The organism is Saccharopolyspora taberi (genome assembly GCF_039534165.1).
In the GTDB taxonomy this organism is placed as follows: domain Bacteria; phylum Actinomycetota; class Actinomycetes; order Mycobacteriales; family Pseudonocardiaceae; genus Saccharopolyspora_D; species Saccharopolyspora_D taberi.
Window position 1 is genome coordinate 303,435 of the sequence record NZ_BAAAUX010000019.1, and the last position, 26,886, is coordinate 330,320.

General features: G+C 70.0%; 21 protein-coding genes and 1 pseudogene. 15 read left to right on the forward strand and 7 right to left on the reverse strand.

The window, feature by feature from the left end; genetic code table 11:
- Positions 1 to 23 precede the first annotated feature (23 nt).
- Positions 24 to 392 carry a hypothetical protein gene (locus ABD691_RS23150; protein WP_344683018.1) on the reverse strand — a complete coding sequence of 123 codons (369 nt, stop codon included), beginning with the start codon at positions 390 to 392 and terminating at the stop codon, positions 24 to 26.
- Between the two features lie 195 nt (positions 393 to 587).
- Between ABD691_RS23150 and ABD691_RS23155 the strand changes: the two genes are divergently transcribed.
- Positions 588 to 1,199, forward strand: coding sequence for a TetR/AcrR family transcriptional regulator (locus tag ABD691_RS23155; protein WP_425565143.1), 612 nt, complete (start codon positions 588 to 590; stop codon positions 1,197 to 1,199).
- A gap of 24 nt (positions 1,200 to 1,223) precedes the next feature.
- Here ABD691_RS23155 and ABD691_RS23160 read toward each other — a convergent pair whose 3' ends face one another.
- A complete protein-coding gene (locus tag ABD691_RS23160; RefSeq protein WP_344683021.1) occupies positions 1,224 to 2,576 on the reverse strand; it encodes an FAD-binding oxidoreductase in 1,353 nt (450 codons plus the stop codon).
- Entirely contained in the window at positions 2,576 to 3,307 is a 732-nt protein-coding gene (locus tag ABD691_RS23165; protein ID WP_344683023.1) for an alpha/beta hydrolase, read from the reverse strand. The genes ABD691_RS23160 and ABD691_RS23165 overlap by 1 nt, the downstream gene beginning before the upstream one ends.
- A gap of 149 nt (positions 3,308 to 3,456) precedes the next feature.
- Here ABD691_RS23165 and ABD691_RS23170 point away from each other — a divergent pair, with 149 nt between their 5' ends.
- The 3 genes from ABD691_RS23170 (at position 3,457) to ABD691_RS23180 (ending at position 6,976) form a co-directional block, all read left to right on the forward strand.
- A complete protein-coding gene (locus ABD691_RS23170) occupies positions 3,457 to 4,356 on the forward strand; it encodes a LysR family transcriptional regulator (protein ID WP_344683024.1) in 900 nt (299 codons plus the stop codon).
- A 185-nt stretch (positions 4,357 to 4,541) separates the two neighbouring features.
- The gene (locus ABD691_RS23175) at positions 4,542 to 5,759 is read left to right on the forward strand and encodes an LLM class flavin-dependent oxidoreductase (RefSeq protein ID WP_344683025.1); all 1,218 of its coding nucleotides are present in this window, start codon (positions 4,542 to 4,544) and stop codon (positions 5,757 to 5,759) included.
- Positions 5,756 to 6,976, forward strand: coding sequence for an acyl-CoA dehydrogenase family protein (locus ABD691_RS23180; protein ID WP_344683027.1), 1,221 nt, complete (start codon positions 5,756 to 5,758; stop codon positions 6,974 to 6,976). Before ABD691_RS23175 ends, ABD691_RS23180 begins: the two co-directional genes overlap by 4 nt.
- Position 6,977: 1 nt before the next feature.
- Here the strand turns inward: ABD691_RS23180 and ABD691_RS23185 are convergent, their stop codons facing one another.
- Positions 6,978 to 9,290, reverse strand: a complete 2,313-nt coding sequence (locus ABD691_RS23185) for a molybdopterin-dependent oxidoreductase (RefSeq protein WP_344683029.1) — start codon at positions 9,288 to 9,290, stop codon at positions 6,978 to 6,980.
- A gap of 206 nt (positions 9,291 to 9,496) precedes the next feature.
- Here ABD691_RS23185 and ABD691_RS23190 point away from each other — a divergent pair, with 206 nt between their 5' ends.
- Genes ABD691_RS23190 through ABD691_RS23205 form a run of 4 tightly spaced genes read left to right on the forward strand, consistent with a single transcriptional unit; the run spans position 9,497 to position 14,649 of the window.
- Positions 9,497 to 11,155: an ABC transporter substrate-binding protein gene (locus ABD691_RS23190; RefSeq protein ID WP_344683031.1), complete on the forward strand. Its 1,659-nt coding sequence runs from the start codon at positions 9,497 to 9,499 to the stop codon at positions 11,153 to 11,155.
- Positions 11,156 to 11,165: 10 nt separating this feature from the next.
- On the forward strand, positions 11,166 to 12,152 hold the full coding sequence (locus tag ABD691_RS23195) for an ABC transporter permease (RefSeq protein WP_344683033.1): 987 nt from the start codon (positions 11,166 to 11,168) through the stop codon (positions 12,150 to 12,152).
- A complete protein-coding gene (locus ABD691_RS23200) occupies positions 12,149 to 12,991 on the forward strand; it encodes an ABC transporter permease (RefSeq protein WP_344683035.1) in 843 nt (280 codons plus the stop codon). Before ABD691_RS23195 ends, ABD691_RS23200 begins: the two co-directional genes overlap by 4 nt.
- Positions 12,970 to 14,649: a dipeptide ABC transporter ATP-binding protein gene (locus tag ABD691_RS23205; protein WP_344683037.1), complete on the forward strand. Its 1,680-nt coding sequence runs from the start codon at positions 12,970 to 12,972 to the stop codon at positions 14,647 to 14,649. Before ABD691_RS23200 ends, ABD691_RS23205 begins: the two co-directional genes overlap by 22 nt.
- Before the next feature lie 125 nt (positions 14,650 to 14,774).
- On the opposite strand, the gene ABD691_RS23210 is transcribed toward ABD691_RS23205, so the two are convergent.
- The 3 genes from ABD691_RS23210 to ABD691_RS23220 all read right to left on the reverse strand — a co-directional run bounded on the left by ABD691_RS23210 (position 14,775) and on the right by ABD691_RS23220 (position 17,477).
- Positions 14,775 to 15,629: a sulfurtransferase gene (locus ABD691_RS23210; protein WP_344683038.1), complete on the reverse strand. Its 855-nt coding sequence runs from the start codon at positions 15,627 to 15,629 to the stop codon at positions 14,775 to 14,777.
- Positions 15,630 to 16,153: 524 nt separating this feature from the next.
- Positions 16,154 to 16,624 carry a DUF350 domain-containing protein gene (locus tag ABD691_RS23215; RefSeq protein ID WP_344683040.1) on the reverse strand — a complete coding sequence of 157 codons (471 nt, stop codon included), beginning with the start codon at positions 16,622 to 16,624 and terminating at the stop codon, positions 16,154 to 16,156.
- A 364-nt stretch (positions 16,625 to 16,988) separates the two neighbouring features.
- On the reverse strand, positions 16,989 to 17,477 hold the full coding sequence (locus ABD691_RS23220; RefSeq protein ID WP_344683042.1) for a DUF5994 family protein: 489 nt from the start codon (positions 17,475 to 17,477) through the stop codon (positions 16,989 to 16,991).
- A 245-nt stretch (positions 17,478 to 17,722) separates the two neighbouring features.
- On the opposite strand from ABD691_RS23220, the gene ABD691_RS23225 reads away from it, so the two are divergent.
- From ABD691_RS23225 to eccCb, 7 genes and pseudogenes are all read left to right on the forward strand, one after another.
- Positions 17,723 to 18,088: an SPW repeat protein gene (locus tag ABD691_RS23225; protein ID WP_344683043.1), complete on the forward strand. Its 366-nt coding sequence runs from the start codon at positions 17,723 to 17,725 to the stop codon at positions 18,086 to 18,088.
- Between the two features lie 245 nt (positions 18,089 to 18,333).
- Positions 18,334 to 18,474: pseudogene (locus tag ABD691_RS23230) on the forward strand (2Fe-2S iron-sulfur cluster-binding protein); the annotation flags it as partial.
- Positions 18,451 to 18,798, forward strand: a complete 348-nt coding sequence (locus tag ABD691_RS23235; RefSeq protein ID WP_344683508.1) for a (2Fe-2S)-binding protein — start codon at positions 18,451 to 18,453, stop codon at positions 18,796 to 18,798. The pseudogene ABD691_RS23230 and the gene ABD691_RS23235, both read left to right, overlap by 24 nt.
- Entirely contained in the window at positions 18,795 to 19,781 is a 987-nt protein-coding gene (locus ABD691_RS23240; RefSeq protein ID WP_344683044.1) for an FAD binding domain-containing protein, read from the forward strand. The genes ABD691_RS23235 and ABD691_RS23240 overlap by 4 nt, the downstream gene beginning before the upstream one ends.
- Positions 19,778 to 21,883, forward strand: a complete 2,106-nt coding sequence (locus ABD691_RS23245) for a xanthine dehydrogenase family protein molybdopterin-binding subunit (RefSeq protein WP_344683046.1) — start codon at positions 19,778 to 19,780, stop codon at positions 21,881 to 21,883. Before ABD691_RS23240 ends, ABD691_RS23245 begins: the two co-directional genes overlap by 4 nt.
- Positions 21,884 to 22,158: 275 nt before the next feature.
- Complete coding sequence (locus ABD691_RS23250; RefSeq protein WP_344683048.1) at positions 22,159 to 22,545, forward strand: effector-associated constant component EACC1; 387 nt, start codon at positions 22,159 to 22,161, stop codon at positions 22,543 to 22,545.
- 4 nt (positions 22,546 to 22,549) lie between these two features.
- Positions 22,550 to 26,776 (forward strand): type VII secretion protein EccCb, encoded by a 4,227-nt coding sequence (eccCb, locus tag ABD691_RS23255; protein WP_344683049.1) that lies wholly within the window; start codon positions 22,550 to 22,552, stop codon positions 26,774 to 26,776.
- Positions 26,777 to 26,886: the final 110 nt, after the last annotated feature.

Here is a 26,886-nt window from a genome sequence, read left to right on the forward strand (position 1 = left end):
TGGTTTCCTCTCATTTTGTGTGGTCAGTGCGCCAACTTGTCGAGCAGGGGGTTGTAGCGCAGCCGAAGTGCCCGCTCCATGCTTCCCAGCAAGGCCCCGAGGGCGAGCGCGATGTTGAGCCAGAGCGGCAGGTGGATCGGCGATTCGAAACGTCCGATGCTCTCCGCGATCGGAGGGATCCGCGAAACCGGTTCGGCGATCTGCAGCAGGTTCAGGCCCACGCCGACAAGGAGCATCATCACCGAGAAGAAGCCGATCGAGCGGCTCAGTGCCGGGTGCTCGCGATCAAGGCGGGCACGGCGTCCCTCGGCGGACTTCGGGTCAGGGGCGAGCTGCCGCTCCGCGCCGACGGTGGTGACGTAGTGGCAGCGCTTGATCCCGTAGGAGCTCATCGCCACCTCGATGGTGCCGCCCTCGACCGGGAATGCCGCGGGGAGCCTCCGTCTTCAATGCGCTTGGCTGCCCGCCGCTGCCGCCAGTCCCCCATCACGTTTCCCCCTCTGGCTTCCGTGCACCGCATCCCACTAACACACTGTGCTAGCGCCGACAGTAGCACGGCGTACTAGTACGATGTGTTGGGAGGTGAGATGGTGACCCAGGAAGACAGGAGCATCGGCTCACGGGAGAAGGTCATCGCGGCTGCGGTGGCGATGGTCGCCGAGGATGCGACCGCGAGGCTGAGCGTGCGTGCGGTCGCGGCACGAGCCGGGGTGAGCACCGGCTCGCTCAGGTTCCACTTCCCAACCCAGCGCGCGCTGCAGGACACGGTGCTCGCCAGGATTTACGACCAGGTGTTCCCCGACGACCCGATTCAGGACCGATCGCGCCCCGCCCGGGACCGACTGGTCGACTGTCTCCGGCAAGTGCTCGCCCCTGCCGGCGTGGGGGAGAAAGCACGAGAGGCGTGGAGCAAGGCGTACCAGACGTTCATCGCGCCCGACCCGACCGAAGAGGTGCGCGCGGCGTATCTCGCCATGGAACGGGAAGGGTGGCGCCGCGTCGAGTACTGGCTGACGGTTCTCGCTGACGAAGGCGCACTCCCCAAGGGAGACCACGCACGACATGTGCGATTCCTGCTCACTGTCCTCAACGGACTCTCGATCGAGCGAGCACTGCCCGCCGAGGAGTCAATCCTGAAGTCCGAAACCGACACCCTCTATACGGCCGTCGACTGCGTCCTCAACTCCCGCGCTTCATGACCGGCCGTCCCGTTTTCAGGGGTGTCAAAATCCCTTGCCCGGGTTGAGGATTCCGCGCGGGTCCAGCGCTGCCTTGACCGCGCCGTGGACCCCGAGGACGTCCGGGCCGACCTCGCGCGCGAGCCAGTCCCGCTTGAGCAGGCCGATGCCGTGCTCACCGGTGACGGTCCCGCCGAGCTCAAGCGCGAGCGCGAACAGGTCGTCCCCGGCACGCCGCACGGCGGCGGGCGGCTCCGGCGAGCCGGCGTCGTAGGCGACGATCGGATGGAGGTTGCCGTCGCCGGCGTGGGCGAAGGTGTAGATGTCCACGTCGTGCGCGCGGGCGATGCGCTCGACGCCTCGGAAGGCGTCGGCGAGCCGTGACCGCGGCACGCAGATGTCCTCGATGAGCGCGCGGCCGAACCGCTCGATCGACGGCAACGCCCGACGGCGGGCGAACAGCAGGCGCTCGGACGACTCAGGATCGACACCCCGCTCCGACCACGTGGCCTGCTTGCCCAGCACGTCGGCGATCGCCGCGATCTCCTCCTCCGCCGCCGGCCCGTCGGCCTGCGCGATCACCAGCGCCTGCCCGCGCGCCGCGAAGTCGCTCCCCTGCGCGCGGTCGATGACGCCGAGGGTGGCGCCGTCGAGCAGTTCAAGCAGGCTCGGCTCACGGCGGGCGCGGGCGAGCTCGCTGCACGCCCGGGCCGCCGCCTCGACGTCGTCGTAGGCCGCAGCCGCAGTCAGCGTGCGCTCGGGAAGCGGTCGCAGTCGTAGTGCCGCGCCGACGACCACGCCCAGCGTTCCCTCCGAGCCGACGAAGAGGGCGGTGAGGTCGAGGCCGGAGACGCCCTTGACGGTGCGCCGACCCGTGTTGATGAGCCTGCCGTCGGCAAGCACGACATCCAGCCCCAGGACCGCCTCCCGGGTGACGCCGTACTTGACGCAGCGCATGCCGCCCGCGTTCGACGCGATGTTGCCGCCGATGGTCGAGATCTCCGCGCTGGCCGGGTCGGGCGCGTAACGCAGGCCGTACTCCTGCGCTGCCCGGTCCAGCGCCGCGGTGATCACACCGGGTTCGACCACGGCGAGCTCGTCGTCCGGGTCGATCTCGACGATCCGGTTCAGCAGGCTGAGGTCCAGGACCACAGTGCCCCGGCCCGCGAGCGCGCCGCCGGCGAGTCCGGTGCCGGCGCCGCGCGGGACGACCGGAACGCCGTGCTCGTTGGCCAACCGGAGAGTGTCCTGGACCCCGTCGACGGCGGCGGCCCGCACGACTGCGAGCGGCAGCCCGTCGGGGCTCGCGCCCGAGCGGTCCCGGGCCGCGGCGGCCAAGTCGGCCGGGGAGGTGGACACGCCGGCGACGGTGTTGCGGAGCTCGTCGAGAAAGCCCATCAGCCCTGGACATCCCCCACGATGGCGGGCAGTTCGCCGCCGAGTCTCAGGCTCTCGAGGAAGAGGACGACGGTCGCGGCCACCGAACGATGCGAGACGTCGTTCAGGACGTCATGGCGTCCACCGGCGACGATCCTCAGCCGCGCGGTCTCCACGTCGAGGAAGGGCGCGAATGCCGCGGCCGAGGGCGTGACGGGGTCGGCGCTGCCGTGGAGCACGAGGGACGGCTTCGCGGGAGCGTGCACAACCCAGTCGGACGGCACTGGACGGGCGAGCTGCCCGCGGGCGAATCCGTCGTCGCCGCCGATGACCCGCCGATGAGCGGGACACGCGGTGCGGGCCTCAAGCTCGTCCTCCCAGCGCCCGACCACGGCGCTGCCGGGCAGCGCCAGCCCGGCCAGCACCACGCCGTCGACCAGGTCCAGCTCATCGGCCAGCCGGGCGGCGTACGCCGCTCCCGAGTCGGAGCCGACCAGCACCTTCGGCGCGGGCAGGTCGTCGTCGCCGAGCAACGTCCGGGCCTCCTTCCGGGCGGTCTCAAGGTCGTCGAGGTCGACCCCGACCACGCGCACCCGGTAGGCGTCGGCTGCGAGCCTGCGGCCGAAGCGCTGATAGGACAAGGGAGTCTCTCCCCGCCCGGTGAGCACGACGACCGTTCCGCGCGGGGCGAGACCGTCGGGTTCGTCCCACACGCCGACGAGGGGGCTGGTGGAGATCGTTCGAGTGGTCACCCTCGCACCCTCACCTCGGATCCGGCAGTGCGTCCAAGAGTCATTCGCGATCACCGCACATGCGGGAACGTGATGGGTGGACGACCGGTCGGCGTCCCACATGCCGGTCAGGCATCTCGGACATCGCGCTGATCGGCTCTAATCGGGGCATGACCAACTCGCTCGACCTCGACCACTTGCGCACGCTCGTCGCGATCGCCGAGTGCGGCGGGTTCAGCAAGGCCGCGGCAGTGCGCCACATCAGTCAGCCCGCGCTGAGCCAGCACGTCCGGCTCCTCGAACGCGGCCTCAAGCGCAAGCTCTTCGAACGCGACGGGCGGAACATGCGCTTCACCCACGAGGGCGAGCGGGTCCTGGCCGAGGCGCGGCGGATCATCGAGGTCCACGACGCCTCGCTGCGGCGGCTCAAGGCCGAGCGCACCCGGACGATCGTCGTCGGCTCCACCGAGCACAGCGCCGAGCAGATCCTGCCGGAGATGATCAGGGCGCTGCGGGCCGCGTTCCCCGACTGCGCCACTCGTTTCGAGATCGGCCGTTCCACCCAGCTCGCCGAGGACGTGGGCAAGGGCACGGTCGACTTCGCCTTCGTCCTCGATCCCAACGGCCAGGGCGCCGGGCGGCTCGTCGGCCGGCTGCCGCTGGTCTGGTACGCCGCACGCGGCTGGACGCCGCCCGCGCCCGGCGAGGCGTGGCCGCTCATCGCTTTCGAGGAGCCGTGCGGCCTCCGCGAGCGGGCGCTGTCGGTCCTGTCCGCCGATGGTCACCGCGTTGAGGTCGCCGCCCAGTCCACGACGCTCGAAGGCGTGCTCGCCGGTGTTCGAGCCGGTCTCGGCGTCGCGCTCCTGCCCAGCGTCGGCGGCCGACCGTCGGGGCTGACCGTGCCCGGCGAGCTGCCCGACGCCGGGACGACGCATCTGCGGATGGTCGCCCGTCGCGGTCTGGCGGCTGAGGTGGAGCAGACCGCGCTCTCGGCCGGTGTGGAGTTCTTCGCGCAGCGACCGCACCTCCAGCTGGTGCCGACCGCGCGCAACGCGGCCCGAGGAGCCTGACCGCGGCCCTGGCGGGCGCCGATAACGCGGGGCTATCGGTATTGATCGCGCGCCTGTCTTGGACGCCGGGTCCGGCATCGCCATACGGTCGAACCAGACCCGAGCCGGCAAGTCGCGGCTGCGGACTCTCCTGAAAGCGCGGCAAAAAGCGCGACACAGCAACGAAAACAGGGACAGGATCCGCCATGACCAGCGCACCCGCCTTCGACCAGACGATCCCCGGGACCGCCTCCGAGGAAGTCGAGTTCATCAGCCTGTCGCACCTGAACCCGTCGACGGAGCTGAACCCGATCCGGACCCGGGGCATCGACCTGAACTACTTCCGCACCTACGTCCGCTCCCTCGAGGAGGGCGGCTTCGACTACACGCTGCTGCCCTACGGCTCCTCCACCGCCGACTCGTTCGTCGTCGCCTCGGCCGTCGGCCAGCTCACCGAGCGGATCAAGCCGATCGTCGCGCTCCGCCCCAACACCACCTTCCCGCTGGTCGCCGCCCAGAAGCTCGCCACCCTGGACCAGCTCACCGAAGGCAGAGCCGTCGTCCACCTCATCTCGGGCGGCAACGACGCCGAGCAGGCCCGCCAGGGCGACTACCTCCCCAAGGACCGCCGCTACCGCCGCACCTCGGAGTACATCGACCTGCTGCGGCGTGCCTGGACCGAGCCCGCTCCGTTCAGCCACGAGGGCGAGTTCTACCAGTTCGACGACTTCGGCCCCGGCTTCGCGCCCCACGGCTCCCCCATCCCGATCTCCATCGGCGGGCAGTCCGAGGAGGCTTTCCGGATCGGTGGTGAGAAGGCCGACATCTTCAGCTTCTGGGGCGAGCCGCTGGACGACCTCCGCGGCGAGATCGAGCGCGTCCACGCGATCGCCCGCGCCGCGGGCCGCACCACTGTCCCCCGCATCTGGGTGACCTTCCGCCCGATCATCGCGCAGACCGACGAACTGGCCTGGCAGAAGGCGCACTCCTACGTCGCCAAGATCTCCGAGACCTTCAGCAAGTCGGCCTTCGGCAAGCAGCGCCACCAGCAGGGCGCGCCCGAAAACGTCGGCTCGCAGCGGGCGCTTTCCTTCGCGGAGAAGGCCGAACTCTACGACCGGGCACTGTGGACTCGGACCGCCGCCGTCACCAACGCGGCCGGGGCGTCAACGGCTCTTGTGGGGTCTCCCGAGACGGTGGCTGCCGCGATCCTCGACTACATCGACCGCGGAGCGAGCCTGGTGAGCATCCGGGGCTACGACACGCTCGCCGACGCCGTCGACTACGGCCGCCACGTGCTCCCGCTGGTGCACCAGGAACTCGCCCACCGCAAGGCGACCGGCAGGCGGGGGACGCTCCAGGCCGAGCACCTCGGCAACTACGCCGAGGACTACCGGCGCTACGCCACGGCAGGTCAGGCGTGACGAACACCGCGACCCGCAACCTGCCCACCGACAGCGAGCCGCAACCGGCCCACGACCTCCCCGTCCCGGATCTCACCGACGAGACTCTCGCCGCGGTCACGGCCGAGGTCGCCGAGACGGCAGCGGCCTACGACCGGAGCGGTGCCGTGCCGGTGCGTGGCCTGGAAGCCGCCCACCGCGCCGGCCTGTTCACCGCCTCCGTCGGACGGCAGTACGGCGGCCCCGGTTTGGGGCCGCGCGAGACGGCCCGCATCCTGATCGCACTCGGCGAGGGTGACCCTTCGGTCGCGCTGATCGTGGCGAACACCCTTGCCGCGCATGCCACCCAGGCCGCGAACGGGCATTGGCCGAAGGATCTCTACGACGACGTGCTGCGGCGTTCGGCAGCCGGGCCCGCGCCGGTCAACGCGATCCGGGCCGAGCCGGAGCTCGGCGCCCCGGCCCGCGGCGGTCTGCCGAAGACGACCGTCAGGCGAAGCCGGTCCGGCTGGGTGCTCGACGGGCACAAGTCCTACGCGACGGGCGGCGCGGCACTGGCCTACCACGTGGTGTGGGCGGTTGCCGACGAGCCGGACGGCGACCCCGCCGCCCCGCGCGTCGGTCACGTGATCGTCCCCGGCGACCTGCCCGGCATCACCTGGGTAGACACCTGGGACCACCTTGGCCTGCGCGCCTCCAACACCCACGATGTCCGCTACGAGGCGGTCGAGCTCCCCGAGGAGGCGTTCGTCGAGATCCCGCGCGGGGCGGACGGCGTCTACCGGGATCCGGCGGCCATGGCCGGGCCCGGCAGTTTCGGCCACCCCGCGCTCTACATCGGGGCCGCCAGGGCGGCCCGGCAGGCGTTCCGGGAGTTCGCCCGCACCCGCGTGCCCGCCGCGCTCGGGAGGCCCATCGCCACGACCGAGCGGATCCAGTCGGTGGCCGGCGAGATCGACCTGCAGATCGCGCAGGCCGAAACCCTGCTGCACGGCGCGCTTCTGCGCGTCGAGGCCGGGGACGAGTCGATCCTCCCGCAGCTGCCGGTGATCAAGGTCGCGATCGCCCGCTCGGTCGTGGCAGCCGTGCAGACCGCGGTCGCGGCTCTCGGCAACCCGGCGCTGTCCCGGCGCAACCAGCTCGAACGACACCTGCGCGACGTGCTCTGCGTCCGCGTCCACCCTCCGCAGGAGGACGCCGCCCTGCTCGCCGCAGGCCGCCGTCTGCTCGAAACCTGACCTACTCTGCCAGCTCACGCACCAGCTTCGGCGGCTCGTAGGCCCGCACCGGTGGAAGGGGGCCGTCATACCTCTCGACGGCCACCAGCACGTGCGCGCCGCTCGTGCCCTGGCTCAGCGTCGAGGTACCGACGTCGCGGGTGAGGACGTTCACGCTACCGTTGACGCAGTCGGCGACCTCCGGCGCACTCGGGTCGAACCAGGCACCGGTGTGCATCTGCGCCACGCCGGGCAGCAGAGCGTCGGTGACGACGACGCCGGCGAGCAGGCTCCCTTGAGCGCTGCGGACCCGCACGACATCGCCGTCGACCACACCGCGCGTGGCCGCGTCGACGGGGTGCAGGCGCAACGGCTCGCGACCGGCGACCTTGGTCGACTGGCTGGCGGCACCCATGTCCAGCTGGCTGTGGAGCCGGTGCGACGGCTGGTTGCACAGCAGGTGCAGGTCGAACTCCGCGGCCAGCGGCGAGCCCCACCACTGCGTCGGCTCCCGCCACTGCGCGTGCCCGGCGACGTCGGGCAGGCCGAAACCCGCCACCGTCCCCGAAAACAGCTCGATCCGGCCGCTCGGCGTCTCCAGCGGGTGCGCCACCGGATCATCGCGGAAGGCGGCGAAAACCGTGTCGCGGTAGGGGTTCTGGGGCAGTGCGACGTCGCCGTCGCGCCAGAACTCCTCGAACGGCGGCGCAGGCGGCGAACCAGGTCTCCCGCGCCACTCCTCGTAGATCCGCTCCAACCACTGCCGCGAGTCCAGGCCCTCTGCGAAATCCGCCCCGATCCTCGTGGCCAGCCGCGTGTAGATCCACAGCTCCTCCCGCGCGTCGCCGTGCGGCGTCACCGCGCACGGTGACGCCCGCAGCCTGCTGTCGCCCGCACCCGCCGCCACGTCGTCGCGCTCCAGCGTGCTCGCGACGGGAAGGACCACGTCGGCGTGACGCGCGGTCGGCGTCCAATGCGTCTCGTGCACCACGAAGGTGTCCAATGTGGCCAGTGCTCGCCGGAGCCGCCGCAGATCCTGGTGGTGGTGGAACGGATTGCCGCCCGCCCAGTACGCGAGCCGCGTCTCCGGGAGCCGCAGCCGCCCGCCGTTGTACGGGATCTCCTCGCCGGGACGCAGGAGCAGATCGCTGATCCGGGCGCACGGGATGAAGTCCGGCACGGGGTTCCTGCCTTGGGGGAACGTCGGGAGCCGCGCACCGGCGATTCCCACGCCGTAGTCGCCCATCGACCCGAAGCCGTGGGAGAAACCGCCGCCGGGCAGGCCGATCTGGCCGAGGAAAGCCGCGAGCGTGAGCCCGGCGAAGAGGGCCTGCTCACCGCGTTCGCCGCGCTGCAAGGAGTAAACGACGTTGACCAGCGTGCGCCCGGAAGCCATGCGGTGTGCGAGCTCCCGGATCGCGCTCGCCGGCGTCCGGCTGATCCGCTCGGCCCACTCGGGCGTCTTGGGCACCCCGTCCGCCTCGCCGAGCACGTACCGGCGCACCTGGTCGGCCCCGACGGTGTGGGTCGCGAGGAACGCGTCGTCGGCAAGGCCGTCGACGACGAGGACGTGGACGAGGGCGAGCATGACCGCGGTGTCGGTCGCCGGCATGACGCCCAACCACTCGGCGCCGAGGTCGGCGAAGGCGTCGTCGCGCTGAGCCGACAGGGTCACGACCCGCGTTGTCCGGCCAGCCTCCCTCGCCAGCCCGGACCCGACGTGGCGCGCGTGCCCGCCGGGCACCACCCAGGTGTTCGAGCGGCGCACACCGCCGAAGCTGACGAGCAGATCGGTGTGCCGGGCGATGTCGTCCCAGGAGACGGGCTTGAACCGCAGATCGGCCGTCGCCCGCTGGCCGATGAGGTGCGGCAGCAGCACCATGCTGGCGCCGCGGCTGTAGTCGTTGACCGAGCGGGTGTAGCCGCCGATCACGTTGAGGAACCGGTGCAACTGGCTCTGCGCGTGGTGCAGCCTGCCCGCGCTGCCCCAGCCGTAGGAACCGCCGAAGATCGCCTGGTTGCCGAACGCGTCCCGGACCCGCGCCAGTTCGCGCGCGACCAGGTCGAGCGCGGTGTCCCAGCCGACCTCGACGTACTCCTCGGCGGGGTCGCCGCGACCGGCATCCGGACTCGGGCCGCCCTCGAACCAGCGGCGGCGCACGCTGGGCCGCGCCACGCGCGAGCGATGGCGGTGGGCGTCGACGACGTTGCCGATCGCCGGCGCGGCGTCGGGGTCGTCGGCGTGCGCGCGGGCAGCGACGACATCACGGCCATCGGCGGACACCTCGACCAGGTAGGTCCCCCAGTGCGCGCTGGTCTCCTGCGTCCGGCTCACGGCCCCGATGCTAGGGGCGGGAACGCCGGAGAAACGAGCGTCGCCGGATCAGACTCCTCGATGGAATCCGATCTCCAACTCATCTTGGACCCCGCGCGGCGCCCGCTCCTAGATTCGTGGCGAATCAGCGCTGATCCAGGCGCACTCCCCCGGCCGGAACCTCAGAACTCCGTGCCGTTCCGCCCCCGTTTCGAGGAGAAAGCTCCGTGAAGACCTCCCGCGCGTCGCGTCGCGTCAGACCTCCGGGCCGCCTGTTCCGGGTGATCGTCGGCCTGGCAACCGTCGTCGCCCTCGCCGCCTGCGCACCGGGCGGAGCGACCTCGGGCGGCTCCGGCGAGCCGAAGCCGGGCGGCGACATCACCTTCCTCATCGACTCGCTCGGCGACGGCTGGATCCCGAACGACAGCGCCATCTCAAGCTTCCAGGGACACATCTGGGGCCACGTCGCCGACAAGCTCGTCTACGTCGACGAGAACGGCGCGGTCAGCCCGTGGATCGCGCAGCGGTGGGAGCAGAACGCCGAGGCGACGGAGTTCACGCTCCACCTGAAGAACGGCGTCACGTTCTCCGACGGCACGCCGCTGGACGCCTCGGCCGTCCTCGCCAACCTCGACATCTGGGCCAAGGGCGACCCCGGCCGAGGCATCAGCCCGATCGGCCTGTTCCCGAAGACCTACGACCACGCCGAGGCCGTGGACCCGGCCACGGTCAAGGTGTTCTTCAACGCTCCGACGCTGGGCTTCATCCCGACGCTGGGCTACCACGGCTCGATCCTGATGTCGCCGAAAACGATCGCGCTGCCCGCCGACAAGCAGGCCGACCTCGCCAACGACATCGGCAGCGGCCCGTTCGTCGTCGACTCCTGGAAGGAGGGCGACAGCGTCGTCCTCAAGAAGCGCGAGGACTACAACTGGGGCCCCGCGGCGCTCAAGCACCAGGGACCGGCCTTTTTGGACTCGATCACCTACAAGGTCGTCGCCGAGCCGTCAGTGCGCACGGCCTCCGTCCAGTCCGGCCAGGCCGACGTCGCCTACAACCCGTCCCCGCAGGAACTCTCGTCCTTCAAGGACCAGGGACTCACGGTCGCGACCCCGCGCTACCTCGGCTTCGTCAACGGTTTCGCGGTCAACACCAAGGTCGCGCCGTTCAACGACATCAAGGTCCGGCAGGCGCTGCAGCACGGGATCAACCGGTCCGAGATCATCTCGACGATCTACACCGAGGACTGGCTTCCCGCCCAATCGCTCTTCCAGAGCAACGTTCCCGGCGCGACCGACCACAGCGGCGACTTCGCCTACGACGCCGACCGGGCGAACCGCCTCCTCGACGAGGCGGGGTGGTCGAAGGGCCCCGACGGCGTCCGCGCCAAGGACGGCAAGCCGCTGGAGCTGACCCTGCACCCGAACCCCTACCTGGCGACCTCCAAGGCGGTCGACGAACTCCTCGCCCAGCAGCTCGGCAAGCTCGGCTTCAAGGTGAACATCCAGGCGTTCGACGTCGTGACCTACGGCGAGCGGGTCGAGGTCGGCAACCCGAACGTGCCCGCCTACGAAGTCACGCGGAGCTTCATCGACGCGGGCACGGTGGCCGGGATCCTCACCGACGCCAACGACGGCGAGGACTGGTTCGGCGTCGGCCAGAGCGACCGGGAGCTCGCCCGGCTCGGTACCGCGGTGGCGGGAGCCAAGAGCGTCGACGAGCGCGCCAAGCCCCTCGACGAACTGCAGAGATACGTGCTCCAGCAGGGATACTTCGTGCCGCTCACGCAGATCGTGCAGCGGATCTACCTGCAGTCGCCGAGGCTGCGCGGCGTGACCTACAACGGCATCGCCTACGCCAACTACTACACCGCCTGGCTCGGCTGAAGGCGACGCCATGAACCGGCAATACGCGAACTACGCGCTGCGGCGCGTTCTCCAGGCGATCGTCGTCATCCTGCTGGCGTACGTGTTCACCTTCATCGTGATCAGCGTGCTGCCCGGCGACCCGGTGACGAACACGTTGCGCAACCCGGAGAACGGGTTCACCGAAGACGAGATCAACCGGATCGTCGCCTACTACGGGCTCGACCGCCCAGTGCACGTGCAGCTGTGGGAGGCGCTGTCCCGGTTCCTGGTGGGCGACCTCGGCGTCTCCCTCCGATCGGGGCTTCCGGTGTCCCGGCTGATCGGCGAGGTGCTCCCGTCGACGCTCGTCCTCGCGTCGTCGGCGCTGGCGGTGTCCCTGGTGCTGGCGGCTGCCACCGGACTCGGCACGCAGTACCTGCCGAAGCGCTACGGGCAGGGGCTGCTGCGGACCTTCCCCTCCCTGTTCCTCTCGGTGCCGAACTTCGTGATCGGCCTGGTGCTGATCAACGTCTTCTCCTTCCAGCTCGGGCTCTTCCGGGTCATCGACTCCGAGGCCCCGCTGGCGACGTTGTTCGCCGCCGTCGCGCTCGGCATCCCGGTATCCGCCCAGGTCGCCGAGGTGCTCATCGCCAACCTCGACCACGAGGCACGCCAGGAGTACGCCTCGGTCGCCCGCTCCCGCGGCCTCGGCCAGACCCGGCTGTTCCTGCGCCACCTGCTCAAACCCTCCTCGCTTCCAGTCGTCACCGTCGTCGCGCTGACCGTCGGCGAACTGCTCGGAGGCGCCCTGATCACCGAGACGATCTTCGGGCGCACCGGCATCGGCAGCCTCGTGCAACGCTCCGTCACGACGCAGGACCTCCCGGTGCTCCAGGCGGTCGTCACGCTCGCGGCCGTCGTCTTCGTCGTCGTCAACCTCGTCGCCGACCTCGTGTACCCGCTGCTCGACCCGCGGGTGCGGCTCGGTGGCACGCAGCCGGTACAGCGCGACAGGACCGCGGTGGTGGCGCCATGAGTGTTCCCACCACCGCATCCACGCGAACCGTGGTGCGCCGCGGGCAGGCCCGCCTGGTTCCTCCCACCGTCATCCTGTCGTTCGCGGTCGTGGCGGTCGTGCTGTCGTGGTCGCTCGCCCCCGGCCTGTTCACCGGCCACGACCCCGCGATCGGCGTGCCGTCCGACAAGTTCCTCGGGCCGGGTACCGCCCACTGGTTCGGCACCGACAACCTGGGCCGCGACCTGTTCGCCCGCGTCGTGCACGGCACCGCCTCCTCGGTGACCAGCGCGCTGATCGCGGTGGGCATCGGTGTCGTGGCGGGCGGTCTGATCGGACTCGTCGCGGGGTTCGCGGGCGGCTGGGTCGACATCGTGCTCGCCCGGCTGGTCGATGTGCTCCTCGCGATCCCGGCGTTCCTGCTCGCGGTCGTCATCGTCAGCTCGCTCGGTTTCGAGACGGTCAACGCCGCCATCGCCACGGGTGTCTCGGCGGTGGGCGTCTTCGCCCGCGTCATGAGGTCGGAGGTGCTGAAGACGCGCCGCGCCGTCTTCGTCGAGGCGTCCTACCTCCAGGGCGGGTCCCGGTGGCACATCCTCCTGCGCCACGTGCTGCCCAACGCCTCCCGCTCGGTGCTGACGCTCGCCGTGCTCCAGTTCGGGCTGTCGATCCTCGTGATCGCCGGGCTTGCGTTCCTCGGGTACGGCGACCCGCCCCCGGCTTCCGACTGGGGTCTGCTCATCTCGACGGGGAAGAACTACCCGCTGGCGCCCTGGCTGGTCTACGCCCCCGCTCTCGTCACGATCGCGACCGTCCTCTCCGTGAACAGGATCAGCCGATGGCTCCGCAAGACCGACTGACCGAAACCCTCGACCGCGTGGAGACGCCCACGAGCCCGACCCGGCACGCCGGCACGCTGCTGCGGGTCGAGGACCTCTCGGTCGCCTACGGCACCCACCAGGTCGTCCACGGCGTGAGCTTCGGTCTCCGGCGCGGCGAGAGCCTGGCGCTCATCGGCGAATCGGGTTCGGGCAAGTCGACCATCGCCCGCTCGGTGCTGCGCCTGCTGCCGCCGGGAATCGGGCACGCGAAGGGCCTGGTGGACTTCGACGGCCACGACGTCCTGTCGCTGCCCGAGCGGCGCTTCCGGCCACTGCGCGGCCGCAGCATCGGGTTCGTGCCGCAGGACCCGGGCAACTCGCTCAACGCGGTGCGGACGATCGGAGCCCAGGCCGAGGAGGCCGCTGCCCTCCTCGACGAGCCGAGAGCGGCCAGGCGCACGGAACTGGTCCTGGAGACCTTCGCCCAGGTGGGCCTGGAAGACCCGCGCCGCGTCTACGACTCCTACCCGCACCAGCTGTCCGGGGGCATGCTGCAGCGCGTCCTTATCGGTCTGGCCGTGCTGCCTCGGCCTGCACTGATCGTCGCCGACGAGCCGAGCTCGGCGCTGGACGTCACCATCCAGAAGCGCATCCTCGACCTGCTGTCGCGGTTGCAGCGGGACCTGGACATCAGCCTTCTCCTGATCACCCACGACCTGGCGATCGCGGCGGAGCGCGCGGACTCCCTGGTCGTCCTCAAGGAAGGGACCGTGCAGGAGGCAGGCAGTACCGCGACGGTGTTCTCGTCACCGGCGTCGGAGTACACCCGCCGCCTGCACGCCGACGTCCCGGCGCTCAACGCCGACCGCTACCGGCACCTGCGCGACGCCGGCGGGGACCGCCCGGGAGGCGAGCGGCCCAAGATCGAGGTGAGCGGGGTGACCAAGACCTACACCGTCGAGGGCGAGGCGCTGACCGCCGTCGACGACGTGTCGTTCGCCGTTGAGGCGGGCACCACCCACGCGCTGGTCGGCGAGTCCGGCTCGGGGAAGACGACCACCATCCGGCTGTTGCTCGGACTCGAGGAGCCCGATGCCGGCAGCATCCGGGTGGCCGGCGAGGAGGTGTCCGGCAGGTCGCACGCGTTGTTGAAGCTGGCCCGCAGGCACCTGCAGCTGGTCTACCAGAACCCCTTCACCTCGCTGGATCCCACGTGGAAGGTCGAGCGCCTGGTGCGGGAACCGCTCGACCGCCACCGCGTCGGGACCCGCCAGGAGCGCAGCGAGCGCGTGCGCGAGGCGCTCGACTCCGTCGGGCTGGACGAGGACCTGCTCTCCCGCAGGCCCGCCGCCCTCTCGGGCGGCCAGCGCCAGCGGGTCGCGATCGCCCGGTCGCTGGTGCTCAGACCGGACGTGATCGTGCTCGACGAGCCGACCTCGGCGCTCGACGTCAGCGTCCAGGCCGGGATCGTCGAGGTACTGCTGTCGCTGCAGGCGGAGCTCGGTCTGACATACGTGTTCGTCTCGCACGATCTGGCGCTCGTGCGCCAGCTCGCGCACACCGTCTCGGTCATGCACCGGGGGCGGATCGTGGAAAGCGGCCCCGTCGGGACCGTCTTCGACGACCCCCGCGAGCCCTACACCAGGACACTCCTCGACTCAGTCCCCGCAGGCTTCGGGACAGCGGCGGTGCCTTGAGGAATCGGGCGTCGCGCTGCGGAAAAGCTCGGGTGCGATCGTGGGCCGCACGGCCCGCAGCCGAGGCAGCCCGAGTACCTTGGCTGCCTCCAGCTGTCCAGTGTGGACGCTGAGCGTCCGACGGGTTACGGGTGGTCCGACCCGGTGGCCACCGGTCGGCTCGGATCGGCCGACCACTGCGACCAGGAACCCGGATACAGCGCCGCGTCCACACCGGCGAGCGCCAGCGCGGCGACCTCGTGCGCGGCCGTGACTCCGGAACCGCAGTAGACGGCGACCGGACGACCGGGCTCGGCCCCGAGCGCGCGGAAGCGGTCGGCCAGCTCGGCCGGGGAGCGGAATCGACCGTCGGCTGCGAGGTTGTCGCCGGTGGGTGCGCTCAGCGCAGCGGGGATGTGCCCGGCGCGGGGGTCGATAGGTTCCGCCTCGCCCCGGTAGCGCTCGGCGGCGCGGGCGTCGAGAAGCACGCCGTCGCCGGGAAAGGCCGCTGCCTCGTCGGCGGTCAGAGTCGGCAGGTGTCCCGGCTCGATCACCACGTCCCCCGCGGGAACCTCCGGCGCCGGCCCGCTTTCGAGGCGGCGCCCCTCTTCCCGCCACGCCTTCAGACCACCGTCCAGCAACCGGACGTCGGCCACCCCTCCCCAGCGCAGCAGCCACCAGGCGCGCGCTGCGGCGAGATTTCCGGCGTCGTCGTAGACGACCACCGCACTACCGTTGCGAACGCCCCATCGTCGAGCTGCGTCCTGCAGGTCGCCCGGATCCGGGATCGGATGGCGGCCTTCGAGCGCGGAAGGTTCGGCCGCCAGTTCCGCGTCCAGATCGACGAAGGCGGCTCCGGGCACGTGTCCGGCAATGTAGTGGCGGTGGCCATCGGGATCGCCTAACGCCCACCGGACGTCCAGCACCACCGGCGGATTCGGCGAGTCCAGCTCTTCCGCAAGCTCGCCAGCCGTGATCAGGATGCTGCGGGGTTCGGTCATAGCGCTCACGACACACGTGATCACGTGCGCAGTCAAACCACCACCGCGATGTGGGACGCAGACCATCGAGCGCGACGTGGTCCGGTGGAGACCACAAAGGACCTCCGCAGGCTCGGACTCCCCTTCCGCGCGGGCAGCCTGTGCCGGCGTTCCCTAGGTGGTGTCCTCAATAAAGTTTCAGCAGCTCAGACGACTCGGTTCATTGACTTTTGCCCTCAATAGGCGTGTACTAAGAGTGCGGTGAATCGATCGAGAGGGTCGGTAAACCGAAGGGGCGATGGCACGACAGCCCCGAAGGAACGCATGGTCCAACTCAAGGACGTTCGTAGTCCTGAGCCCTGCCGGAAGTTCTGGAGCAGGCGGAGTTCAGAAGTGCGAAAGACGCTCGTCAAACTCGAGCTGGCGTTCCGGTAAGGGCCTCCGCGGCTGCGGAGGCCCTTATTTCGTAACCAGCAGCGGACCACTCGGTGTCCGCTACGGTCGCCTCGATAGCCCGCGCGAAGCAGCTCCGTCGGCTGGCTTGTTCAGCTCACCGCGACGGCGACCACGAGTCCCAGGGCGAAGTGCCCGGCCCCGACGATCAGGCTGACCGGGGAGAACCGCTCGGCCTTCAGCACAAGACCGATGTCGATGCCAATAATCCGCTCAAGCAGCCTGACCGCGAGGACCTGCACGGCGATTCCTACCAGGCCGAAGATCATCGACGTGAGCAGTCCTTCGAGCAGGCGGCCGGAAGTGGAGTAGATCGCCACCACGACGATCAGCGCCATGCTCACCAAACCCAGCGCGGTCACCACGACCGCGTTGGGCGCTCCTTCCCGCACCAAGCGGCTCAACCGACCCGGTGTGGTCACGTCTATGGCGTAGAAACCGATGATCATCAGCGCCAGGCCGACGAGCGCGTAGAGCAGGATCGCACCAACACCGCGACTGATGGCTTCGAAGAAGCCGGGCGCGAGCGTCAAGTCGTCCTGCTCGGCGAGCGTCGTGATCATGTGGCTGCCCCCATTCCGCGGAGAACCTCCTGTGTCCTGCGAATCCTGGTGGGGCCGGCCGAAGCGTCGCCATGCTCACCACTGCCCGCGGACCGCCTCCAGCGTGAGCTACGACGCTCTCCCTCGCCGCACGAACGTGCGTGGCCTGCGCCGGAGCACCGTCAACCGCCAACCGAGGCGGTTGACGGTGCTCTCGGTTCCCGTGGCGGTCATAGGCCCACCTCGTTCACCCGATCAGAGGCGTACCAGCGGATCCAGGCGGCCCACGCCCGCGACGACCGAAGTCGCCCATCGACGCGGCTACCCACTCACATAACTGCCGTTGCGGTACCAGACCGAGGATCTGTTCCTCCGCCGAGCGGGTCTATCGGCCGGTGAGCAGGTGGCCGCCGTCGGTTTCCCAACGGGCTTCCGGTGATTCCTCGGTTGGCGTCGGGTCATCAGCCAGCAGGTCGTGGGGCGAGGCGGCGCTGTCTTGTTCGGACGCCTTGGCCAGGACCGCGTTCCCGCGAAGTTCGGTCGTTTCCACGGGGATGAGCAACAGGACCATGCGGTGGCCGCTCGGGTCCGTCAGGCTGACCGTGCGCTGATCGAGCGCGTGGAACCCTTCGAGGCGTACCTGCCGTCCGTTGACGCGGAGTTTTCTGGTGGCCGGTTCCCACCCGGTCGGGTTGTAGGCGAGCCGGGTCATCGGCCCCGAGGTGGCGGTGAGTGCGGTGAGCAGCGACGTGAACTCGGTTGCTGGGTTCATCGAGCGCGGCCACCAGGCGCCGTCGACGAATCCTCGCGTGCTCGTTGTCGGCTTGAGCGTGAAGCGCGGAGCGGTGCTCGGGCGCGGCTGGTCGGGTCCCATGGTGGAACTCCTTCCCGGTCGATCAACGACCGGTACTGACCCCCGGGACTGTGGAGCTGGACTGCTCACGTTGCCGAGAACCTCGTTGATCTCAGACTACGCCGAATGTCCTTGATCAGGGCGATTGCGAGGGTTCGCGAGCGGCCGGGGTACCCGCTCCCGCTCCGCGTCTGCCGACGGGGGTGCGCCACACCGCCGCCGAGCGGACGATGGGGGTAGCAGTGTTGCCCGGGGAGGTGGCCGTGATGGTCAAGCAATGGACTCGATGGCAGGACTGGCTGGTCGTGGCAGTGGGAGTGCTCGCGGTGCTCTCACCCCTGTGGGCCGCGGCCTCGGCCGCAGCGACCGCATCCCTGATCGTCCTGGGCGTGCTGCTGACCGCGTCGGCGATCTGGTCGCTGGTCAAACCGGGATCGCTGACCAGTGAGTGGGTGCACATGGCGTTGGGGGCGCTCTTGGTGATCTCACCCTGGATCGTGGGCTACAGCGCAGAGCCGGCGTCTGCGGGCAGCGCGTGGGTCCTCGGAGCACTGGCTGTGATCCTCGGGGCCGCCGCCCTTCCGTCCGCCACCACCGCCCACCACGGCCGAGGCATGGCCGGCCAGCACTGAGCGAAGATCGGCGAGCGCGAGGTCCTGGCAGCAATGCTGGAGGTCGGGGCAAAGCTGATCGCCGGGCGCGAAGGAATTCTGCTCATCTCCGACAAACGGTTCACCTCAAAGGTATTCGAGAGGATCTCGCTCAGCTCGGCATCGAAAGTTCGGTCAGCTGATCGAATCGGTCAACGACACTGACATGAATCTGACTGGTGAGTCTCACGCACCGTTGATAGAGCAGGTCATTAAAGGTCAACGGAACCGCTCAGCGGTTCGCCGTCGACCCGCGCACGACGCTACTGGACGCGCTGCGGGACCGGCTCTCCTTGACCGGCACCAAGAAGGGCTGCGACCGCGGCGAGTGCGGCGCCTGCACCGTGCTGATCGACGGCCGTAGGGTGCTGTCCTGCCTGACGCTCGCCGTCGGCGCGCAGGGGGCCGAGGTCACCACCATCGAAGGGCTCGCCCCGGACGGAGAACTGCACCCTTTGCAGCACGCGTTCTGGGAGACCGACGCGTTCCAGTGCGGCTTCTGCACGGCCGGGCAGGTGATGTCTGCCGTGGGCTGCATCAACGAGGGCCACGCCTCGACCGACACGGAGATCAAGGAGTGGATGAGCGGCAACATCTGCCGCTGCGCGGCCTACCCGCAGATCGTGTCGGCCGTCTCTGCGGCGGCCGCTGCCATGCGGCCCGGCGCCGACGACGAGAGGACGGATCGTTGAGGCCGTTCACCTACGCCCGGGCGGCCACGGTCGATGAGGCACTCGGCGCGCTCCGCGATCCCGGCACCCGGCTCATCGCCTGCGGCACCGAACTGGTCAACTGGCTCAAGGAGGGCATCGAGACCCCGGCCCGCCTGGTCGACATCACAGGCCTCCCCCTCGCCGGAATCGACGTCTCGGACGACGGCGGACTTCGGCTCGGGGCGCTGGCGCGGATGAGCGACGTGGCCGCCCACCCGACGGTGCGCGACCGCTTCCCGGTACTCGCCGAGTCCCTGCACAGGGCCGCGTCCGCGCAGCTGCGCAACATGGCCACCATCGGCGGCAACCTGATGCAGCGCACCCGCTGTCCCTACTTCCGGGCCGACGTTGAACTGCCCTGCAACAAGCGGCTGCCCGGCTCGGGATGCGCCGCGCTCGACGGTGGTGACACCAGCTCCCACGCGATCTTCGGGTGGAGCAACGACTGCGCCGCAACCTTCCCCTCCGACCTCGCGGTGGCGCTCGCCGCACTGGACGCCACCGTCACGGCCGTCGGCGAGCGGGGCGTACGCCGCATCCCGGCCACCGGCTTCCACCGGCTGCCCGGCACCGAGCCCGCCCGCCACAACGAGCTGGCCCCGGACGAGCTGATCGTCGCGGTGGACGTGCCCGCTGCGCCCGGCGCCTCGCACTACCTCAAGGTCCGCGAGCGGGCGTCGTACGAGTTCGCAGTGGTGTCGGCCGCAGTGACGCTGCATGCGGAGGACGGCGTGATCGGCGACGCGCGGATCGCGCTGGGCGGCGTCGCGCACCGCCCCTGGCGGCTGCCTGCCGCCGAGCAGGCCCTGGCCGGGATCGCTCTCGACGACCCGGCCGGGCTACGGGCCGCGGTGGCGCGCTCGTTCACCGACGCGCGCCCGCTGCCGGGCAACAAGTTCAAGGTAGAGCTGGCGCAGCGCGCCGCCGTCCGGGCTCTGCGGACCGCGGGAGGAGTGCAATGACCACCACAACGCAGCCGACGGGCCCGCTGCGCCCCGAGGGCCCGGCCAAGTTGACCGGGCATGCGCAGTACGCCGCGGACGTCCCCGCACCGGGCGCGCTCGCCGCGGCGCTGGTCGGCGCGTCCGTCCCAACAGGTCGGGTGGCGGCCCTGCACACGGCCGCGGCCGAGAAAGCGCCCGGGGTGGCGGCCGTGCTTACCGCCGCCGACCTGCCGCGGCTGCGGCCGCAGTCCTCGCCCCCGCTGGGGCACGCTGCGCTGCCCATGCAGGACGACGCGGTGCGGTACGAGGGTGACCCGATCGCGATCGTGCTGGCCGCTACATGGGAGCAGGCCGTCCATGCCGCGAACCTGGTCACCGCCGAGTACGCCGACGTCACCGAGCCGCTGATGTTCGGTCAGGCCGAGCCGGTGCCACCCGACAGCGGACACGTCCTCTGGCCCACCGACCACCGCACGGGCGACGTGGAGGCGGGCCTGGCCGCCGCCGAGACGGTGGTGTCGGCCAGGTACACCACCTCCGACCGGCACCACAACCCGATCGAGCCGTCGTCGACGCTGGCCGAGTGGGACGGCGACCGGCTCACGGTGCATTCCTCCGTGCAGACGCTGACGCTGACCCAGCAAACGCTCGCGGGGCTCTTCGGCCTGGATCCGGAACAGGTGCGGGTGGTCTGCCCCTACGTCGGAGGCGGCTTCGGGTGCAAGGGATACGTTTGGCCGAACACCACCCTGGCCGCAGCCGCCGCCAAGGCGGTGGGCCGTCCGGTCCGGCTCACCTCGACCCGGGCGCAGATGTTCACCCTGAACGGTCATCAGCCGGCTACCCGCCAGGAGATCACGCTGGGCGCGACCGCGAACGGGCGGCTCACCGCCGTGCGGCACCACGCCGTCAACGCCACCGCCCGCGGCGAGGGCCACTTCTGCGAGGGCGCGCCGGTCGCCGCCGGCTGGCTCTACGCCTCCCCGGCCATCCAGACCCGGATCCGGGTGCAGCAGGTCGACCGGCCGAACCCGACCGCGATGCGCTCGCCCGCCGAGGGCTTGGGCCTGTTCGCGCTGGAGTCAGCGATGGACGAGCTGGCCTGCGCGTCGGGCATCGACCCGGTCGAGCTGCGGCTGTGCAACGAGCCCGAGGTGGACCCGACGACGGGCAAGCCGTTTTCGAGCCGGACGCTGGCCGACTGCCTGCGCGAGGGCGCGCGCCGCTTCGGCTGGGAGCGCCGGACGCCCGAGCCGGGCTCGATGCGGGACGGCAACGACCTCGTCGGCTGGGGCGTGGCCGCCGTGACCCGAGAGACCAACCGCGCCGCCTCCACCGTCCGGATGCGGGCGCACGCCGACGGCCGGTTCGTGGTGGAAACCGGGATCCAGGAGATCGGCACCGGCACCCCGGCCGTGATCCAGGCGGTCGCGGGCGAGGTGCTGGGAATCGCACCCGCGCGAGTGGGGATCGAACACGGCGACACCGCACAACCCCCCGGCAGCCCCGCGATCGGCTCGATGTCGGCGATGAGTCTCGGCTCGGCGGTGCACATCGCCGCGACCGAGCTGGGCGACAAGCTCACCGCGGCAGGCGGCGCCGCGGGCCTTCGCACCGCCGGGATCGACTACCTGGAGGTCGAGGGACGCTGGGACCCCGACGAGGACGCCGCCCGCTGGAAGGACCACTCCGTCAACGCCTACGGAGCCGTCTTCGCCGAGGTGCGGGTGGACCCCGATCTCGGCCTGGTGCGGATGGGCCGCTGCACGGCCGTCTACGGCGCCGGGCGCGTCCTCAGCCCGCTGACCGCCCGGAGCCAGGCGATCGGCGGCATCGTCTGGGGCTGGGGGCAGGCGGTGCTGGAGAAATCGGTGCTGGAGCCGGGCCGCGGACGCTTCCTGTCGAAGAACCTGGCGGGCTACATCGTCCCGGTGAACGCCGACATCGGCGACATCGACATCACGTTCCTCGACGACGACCGGCATGCCAGCCCGATCGGCGCCAAGGGCATCGGCGAGCTGAGCGCGATCGGTGTAGGCGCGGCGATCACCAACGCCGTTCACCACGCCACCGGCCGCCGGATCCGCGACCTGCCAATTCGGATCCACGACCTGCTGTAGCAGGAGCGGCAGCGGTGAGGAAGTCGGCGCGGATGGCTCTACGGCGGCGGGCCAGTCGATCACCATGCGCCTCGACGTCGCGCGGCGGTGTGCCCTGTCGACGGGCGCACAGACCAAAAGCCTGGCACTGACCGCAGCCGACGCACCGAGCCTGAAATCGTGGATCTTGCGGTAGCGCGGCAATCTTCCTCCGAACATGATCGAAGCGAGACCAGGCCGGGGGTGCTGTTTGGTATATATGGTCCGGCGAATTCTGGACGAGCTGGGGGTGGGCGATGATCGAGGCCAGGATCAACATCGAGGAGCCGACCGTTTCGCCGCAGCGGTTGCATCAGATGCACGACCAGCTGATGCGGGATCTCCGCTCGGTCCGGGGGATCGAGGTGCGGCGCTCGAGGGAGGACGCCCCGCCGGACAGCAAGTCCGGGGTCGGGGCGCAGCTCGCCGAGCTGATCGTCACCGGCACTCTCTCCGGCGGGACGGGCGCCGCGGTCACGCAGGTCATCACCGCGCTGATCAACCGCTCCGCGAGCCGCTCGGTGACGATCAAGAAGGCCGACGGCCAGGAGCTGACCGTCACCGGCGCTTCCCCCGAGGTCCAGCGTCGGCTGACGGAGATGTTCGCCGAGGACAAGGAAGAAGACCGCCGCGCAGAGCGATGAGCTGATGGGTACTCGCCACGCATTGCTCGTGGCCACCTCCGACTACCGGGACCCCGGTCTGAGGCGGCTGCGCTCCCCGGTGAAGGAAGCGCACCAGCTACGCGACCTGCTGCGCGATCCGGCCATCGGCGACTTCGACTCGGTGCAGATGGTCGTCAACGAGTCCAAGGCCGGGGTCGAGCGCGAGGTCGAGACCCTGTTCCGCGATCGCGGGCCCGACGACATGGTGCTGCTGTTCGTCTCCGGGCACGGCATCAAAAACGACCACAGCGAGCTGTTCTTCGCCGCCTACAACACCGAACTGGCGCTGCCGTACTCCACCGCGATCCCGGCCGCGGTGGTGCAGAGCATGATCCGGGATTGCCGGGCGCAGTCGATCGCGGTGATCCTGGACTGCTGCTACAGCGGAGTGTTCACCAACGACATCGTCGCCCGCAGTTCCACGGCGGTCGATGTGACGGACCGGTTCGGCGGTGACAACCAGTCCGGCGGTGGCGTGTACGTGATGACCGCGACCAACGAGATCGAGTACGCCTACGAGCAGGAACAGCTCGTGCTCAACAAGCCGATCGCGGTCAGTGCGTTCACCTCCGCGATCATCGAGGGGCTGAAGACCGGCGCCGCCGACACCGACCACGACGGGGCGATCACCGCAGAGGAGCTCTTCCAGTTCGCCTCCCGCAAGTTGCATGCCGAAGGGATGACACCGACCAACGGAGGGGTGCGGCACCGCTCGATCGTCCTCGCCAAGGCAGCGCGCAGCCGGCTGCTCGCCGAGGAGGATTCGTTGCGCCTCAAGGAACTCATCCCGGCCGACCAAGCCCGGTCCGGGCCGACCGTGCCGATCGGGCGGGCGCACGACGTCGACCGGCACCACGGCGAGATCGTGTCGATCGACCCGTTCGACCACCACGGGCACCTCGCGGTGATCGGCCGGTTCCGCTCCGGGAAGTCGACCCTGCTGCGCACGCTCATCGTCGGCCACTCCGCCACGCATCCGGCAGACGAGGTCCGGTTCTACTGCCTGGACAGCGATGGTGCGCTGGTCGGCCTGCAGCGACGGGCGAACGTTCTGGCCAACGCGATCGACAACGCCACGGCGCAAGCCGTGCTCCGGGAGGTCGAGGGCCTCATCGAGCAGCGGAAGAAGCTTTTTCACCGGTATGGCATCGAGAATCTCGATTTCTACCGGGAGATCCGCCGCCGGCATGCCGACAAGCTGCCCGGCGACCACCACGCCGACGTGTTCCTGGTGGTCGACGGCTGGGAGACCTTCGCCGAGGACATCCCGGGTTTCGCCACCACCGTCCGCCGCATCGCCGAGCGCGGTTTGGCCTGCGGGGTGCACATCATCCTGACTGCGCGGCAGTGGGAGAACATCCCGCGCGCGGTGGCGCTGCTGCTGCAGGCGCACATCGAGCTCGCGCTGGACGATCCGGGCGCCTCCCGCATCGATCCCGAACTGTCGGCCACGCTGCCCGCCGAACCGGGGTGGGCGCTGTCCGACCGCCGGCGGTTCCGGGTCGCGCTGCCGCAGCTGGAGGACGGCCCGGACATCCCAGAGGACCTGACTGCGCTGCTCCATTCCCCGATCGTGCCCGGTGACCTGGAGATCTCCGCCGGGCAGGAAGCCACCGGTCGCACCGTCGATCCGGTCCCGCTGTGGAACCTCGACGGGGGTTTCGACCCCCAGCGGGCCTGGGCACCGCGGCCGCCAGACGAGCTCTACAGGATCGCTTTCGGCGTCGACGAGGCGGGCTTGCCGATCGAGCTGGACATCAAGGAGGTCTCTGCCCGCGGGATGGGGCCGCACGGTCTGTGCGTCGGGGCGACCGGATCCGGCAAGTCGGAGTTCCTGCGCACCCTCGTGCTCGGCCTGATGGCCACGCATCCCAGCACTGCGCTGAACTTCGTGCTGATCGACTTCAAGGGCGGCGCGACGTTCCACGACTTCGCGGCCGCGCCGCACGTTTCGGCGGTCGTGTCGAACCTGGAGAGCGATGTTTCGCTGATCGACCGCATGCAGGACGCGCTGAGCGGCGAGCTGTACCGCCGCCAGGAACTTCTGAACGCGGCGAGCGCGAAGGACGTCTGGGAATACCGGCGCAAGCGCGAGGCAGGCGACGAGCGCTGCGAGGAGCCGCTGCCCACGTTGTTCGTCATCATCGACGAGTTCGCCGAGCTGCTGGCGCGGCAGCCGGACTTCGCCGAGCTGTTCCTGATGATCGGGCGGCTGGGGCGTTCACTGCAGGTCCACCTGCTGCTTGCGTCGCAGCGGCTGGAGGAGGGCAAGCTTCGCGGCCTGGACGCTCACCTGTCCTACCGGATCGGCCTGCGGACCTTCAACGCGACGGAATCCCGCGCCGCGATCGGTGTTCCAGACGCCGCCGAACTTCCCACCGATGGCGGGCACGGCTACCTCAAGCACCCCAACGGCATGACGCGCTTCCGTGCCGCATACGTGTCCGGTTCCGGGGATGGCGAAAGCGCCCCCTTGCTCTACGAACTGCTGGCCGAACTCCGAGGCAGGGGACCGCAAGCCCGCGAGATCTGGCTGCCGCCATTGGACCCACCGCCCACTTTGGACGCCCTGCTGCCGCCGCTGCAGCAGACTGAAGACCGCGGCTACGCCGCCGCCGGATACGCGGGCAGAGGACGCTTGCAGGTGCCGGTGGGCCTGATTGACATACCCTTCCAGCAACGGCAGGAACCGTTCCTGCTGGACCTGAGCGGTCAGGCCGGGCACGGTGCGATCGTCGGCGGTGTCGGTTCGGGCAAGTCGAACGCGGTACGCGCGATGATCGCGTCGATGGCGTTGACGCACACGCCGCAGGAAGCGCAGTTCTACTGCATCGATCTCGGCGGTGGCGGGCTGTTCACGCTGCGGGATCTCCCGCACGTCGGCGGTGTCGGCGGGCGGCGCGATGCCGACCGGGTGCGGCGGACGATCGCGCAGCTCAGAATGCTGCTGGCGGAGCGGGAAGAGCTCTTCGAGAAGAACCGCGTGGAGGGCATGACCGACTACCGCGACCGCAAGCGGCGCGGTGAGTTCGAAAACGACCCGTACGGCGACGTGTTCCTGGTCATCGACGGGTGGCGGTCGTTCCGGGAAGAGTTCGAACCGCTCGAGCAGGATGTGCTGAACCTGGCTTCGAACGGTCTGGCTTACGGCATCCACGTGTTCGTCACCGCTGCCCGGTGGGCAGAGATCCGCCCGGCCCTGAGGGATCTGCTGCAAACCCGCATCGAGCTGCGGCTGGGTGACCCGAGCGAGTCGGAGGTCGACCGCAAACTCGCGGCGAAGGTCCCGGACGGCCGTCCGGGGCGCGGATTGCACACTTCGAAGCTGCACTTCCTGGTTGCACTGCCGCATGTGGGCAGTGCGGAACCCGACGATGTTTCCGCGCGTGTCGCCGACCTGGTGTACCGGATCAGGAGTTCCTGGCAGGGCCGCCCGGCACCGGAGATCCGCCTGCTGCCGGAGATGCTGCCGTACCAGCGATTGCCGCGTCCGGAGCAGCAGCCGATTCCGAAGCTGGTCCCCATCGGCATCAACGAGGACGACCTCGCCCCGGTGTACCTGGACTTCCTGGTGGAGTCGCATTTCTACGTGTTCGGCGAGCAGGACTCGGGCAAGACGGCGGTGCTGCGCACCATCCTGCGAGGTATCACCGAGCGCTACACACCGCAGGAAGCGCTCATTCTGCTGGTCGACTACCGGCGCACCCTGATCGGATTCCTCGACACCGGCCACCTGCTGGAGTACTCGGTCACCGCGGACCAGTTGAAGAGCAACATCAACGACGTCTGCCGGTCGTTGAAGAAGCGGCTGCCCGGGCCGGACATCACGCAGGAGCAGCTGAAGAACCGGTCGTGGTGGAGCGGGCCGGAGCTGTTCGTCGTCGTCGACGACTACGAGCTGGTCGCCCCGCAGGGCAACAACCCGCTCGCACCGCTTGCGGAGTTCGTGGGGCAGGCGAGCGACGTAGGCCTGCACTTGGTATTGGCGCGCAACTCCGGTGGTGCTGCTCGAGCGCTGTACGAGCCGGTCCTCGGCAGGTTGCGCGAGACGTCGGCACCGGGGCTGGTGCTCAGCGCGCACAAGGACGATGGCCAGCTGATCGCGAACATCAAGTCGCGCCCGCTGCCGCCGGGCCGGGGCACGTTCGCCAGCCGCATGCTCCGCGGCGGACCGCAGCTGCTCCAGACCGCATTCATCCCGGCGGAGTAAAGGCGGGAATCAAGGAGCGTCAAAACGGGCGCCCGTTCTCTGGTGGGGTTCAAGTCTCCGGACCGAGTTGAACCAATACCTTGAGTGCGCGCCGCAAGCCACAGCGTGTC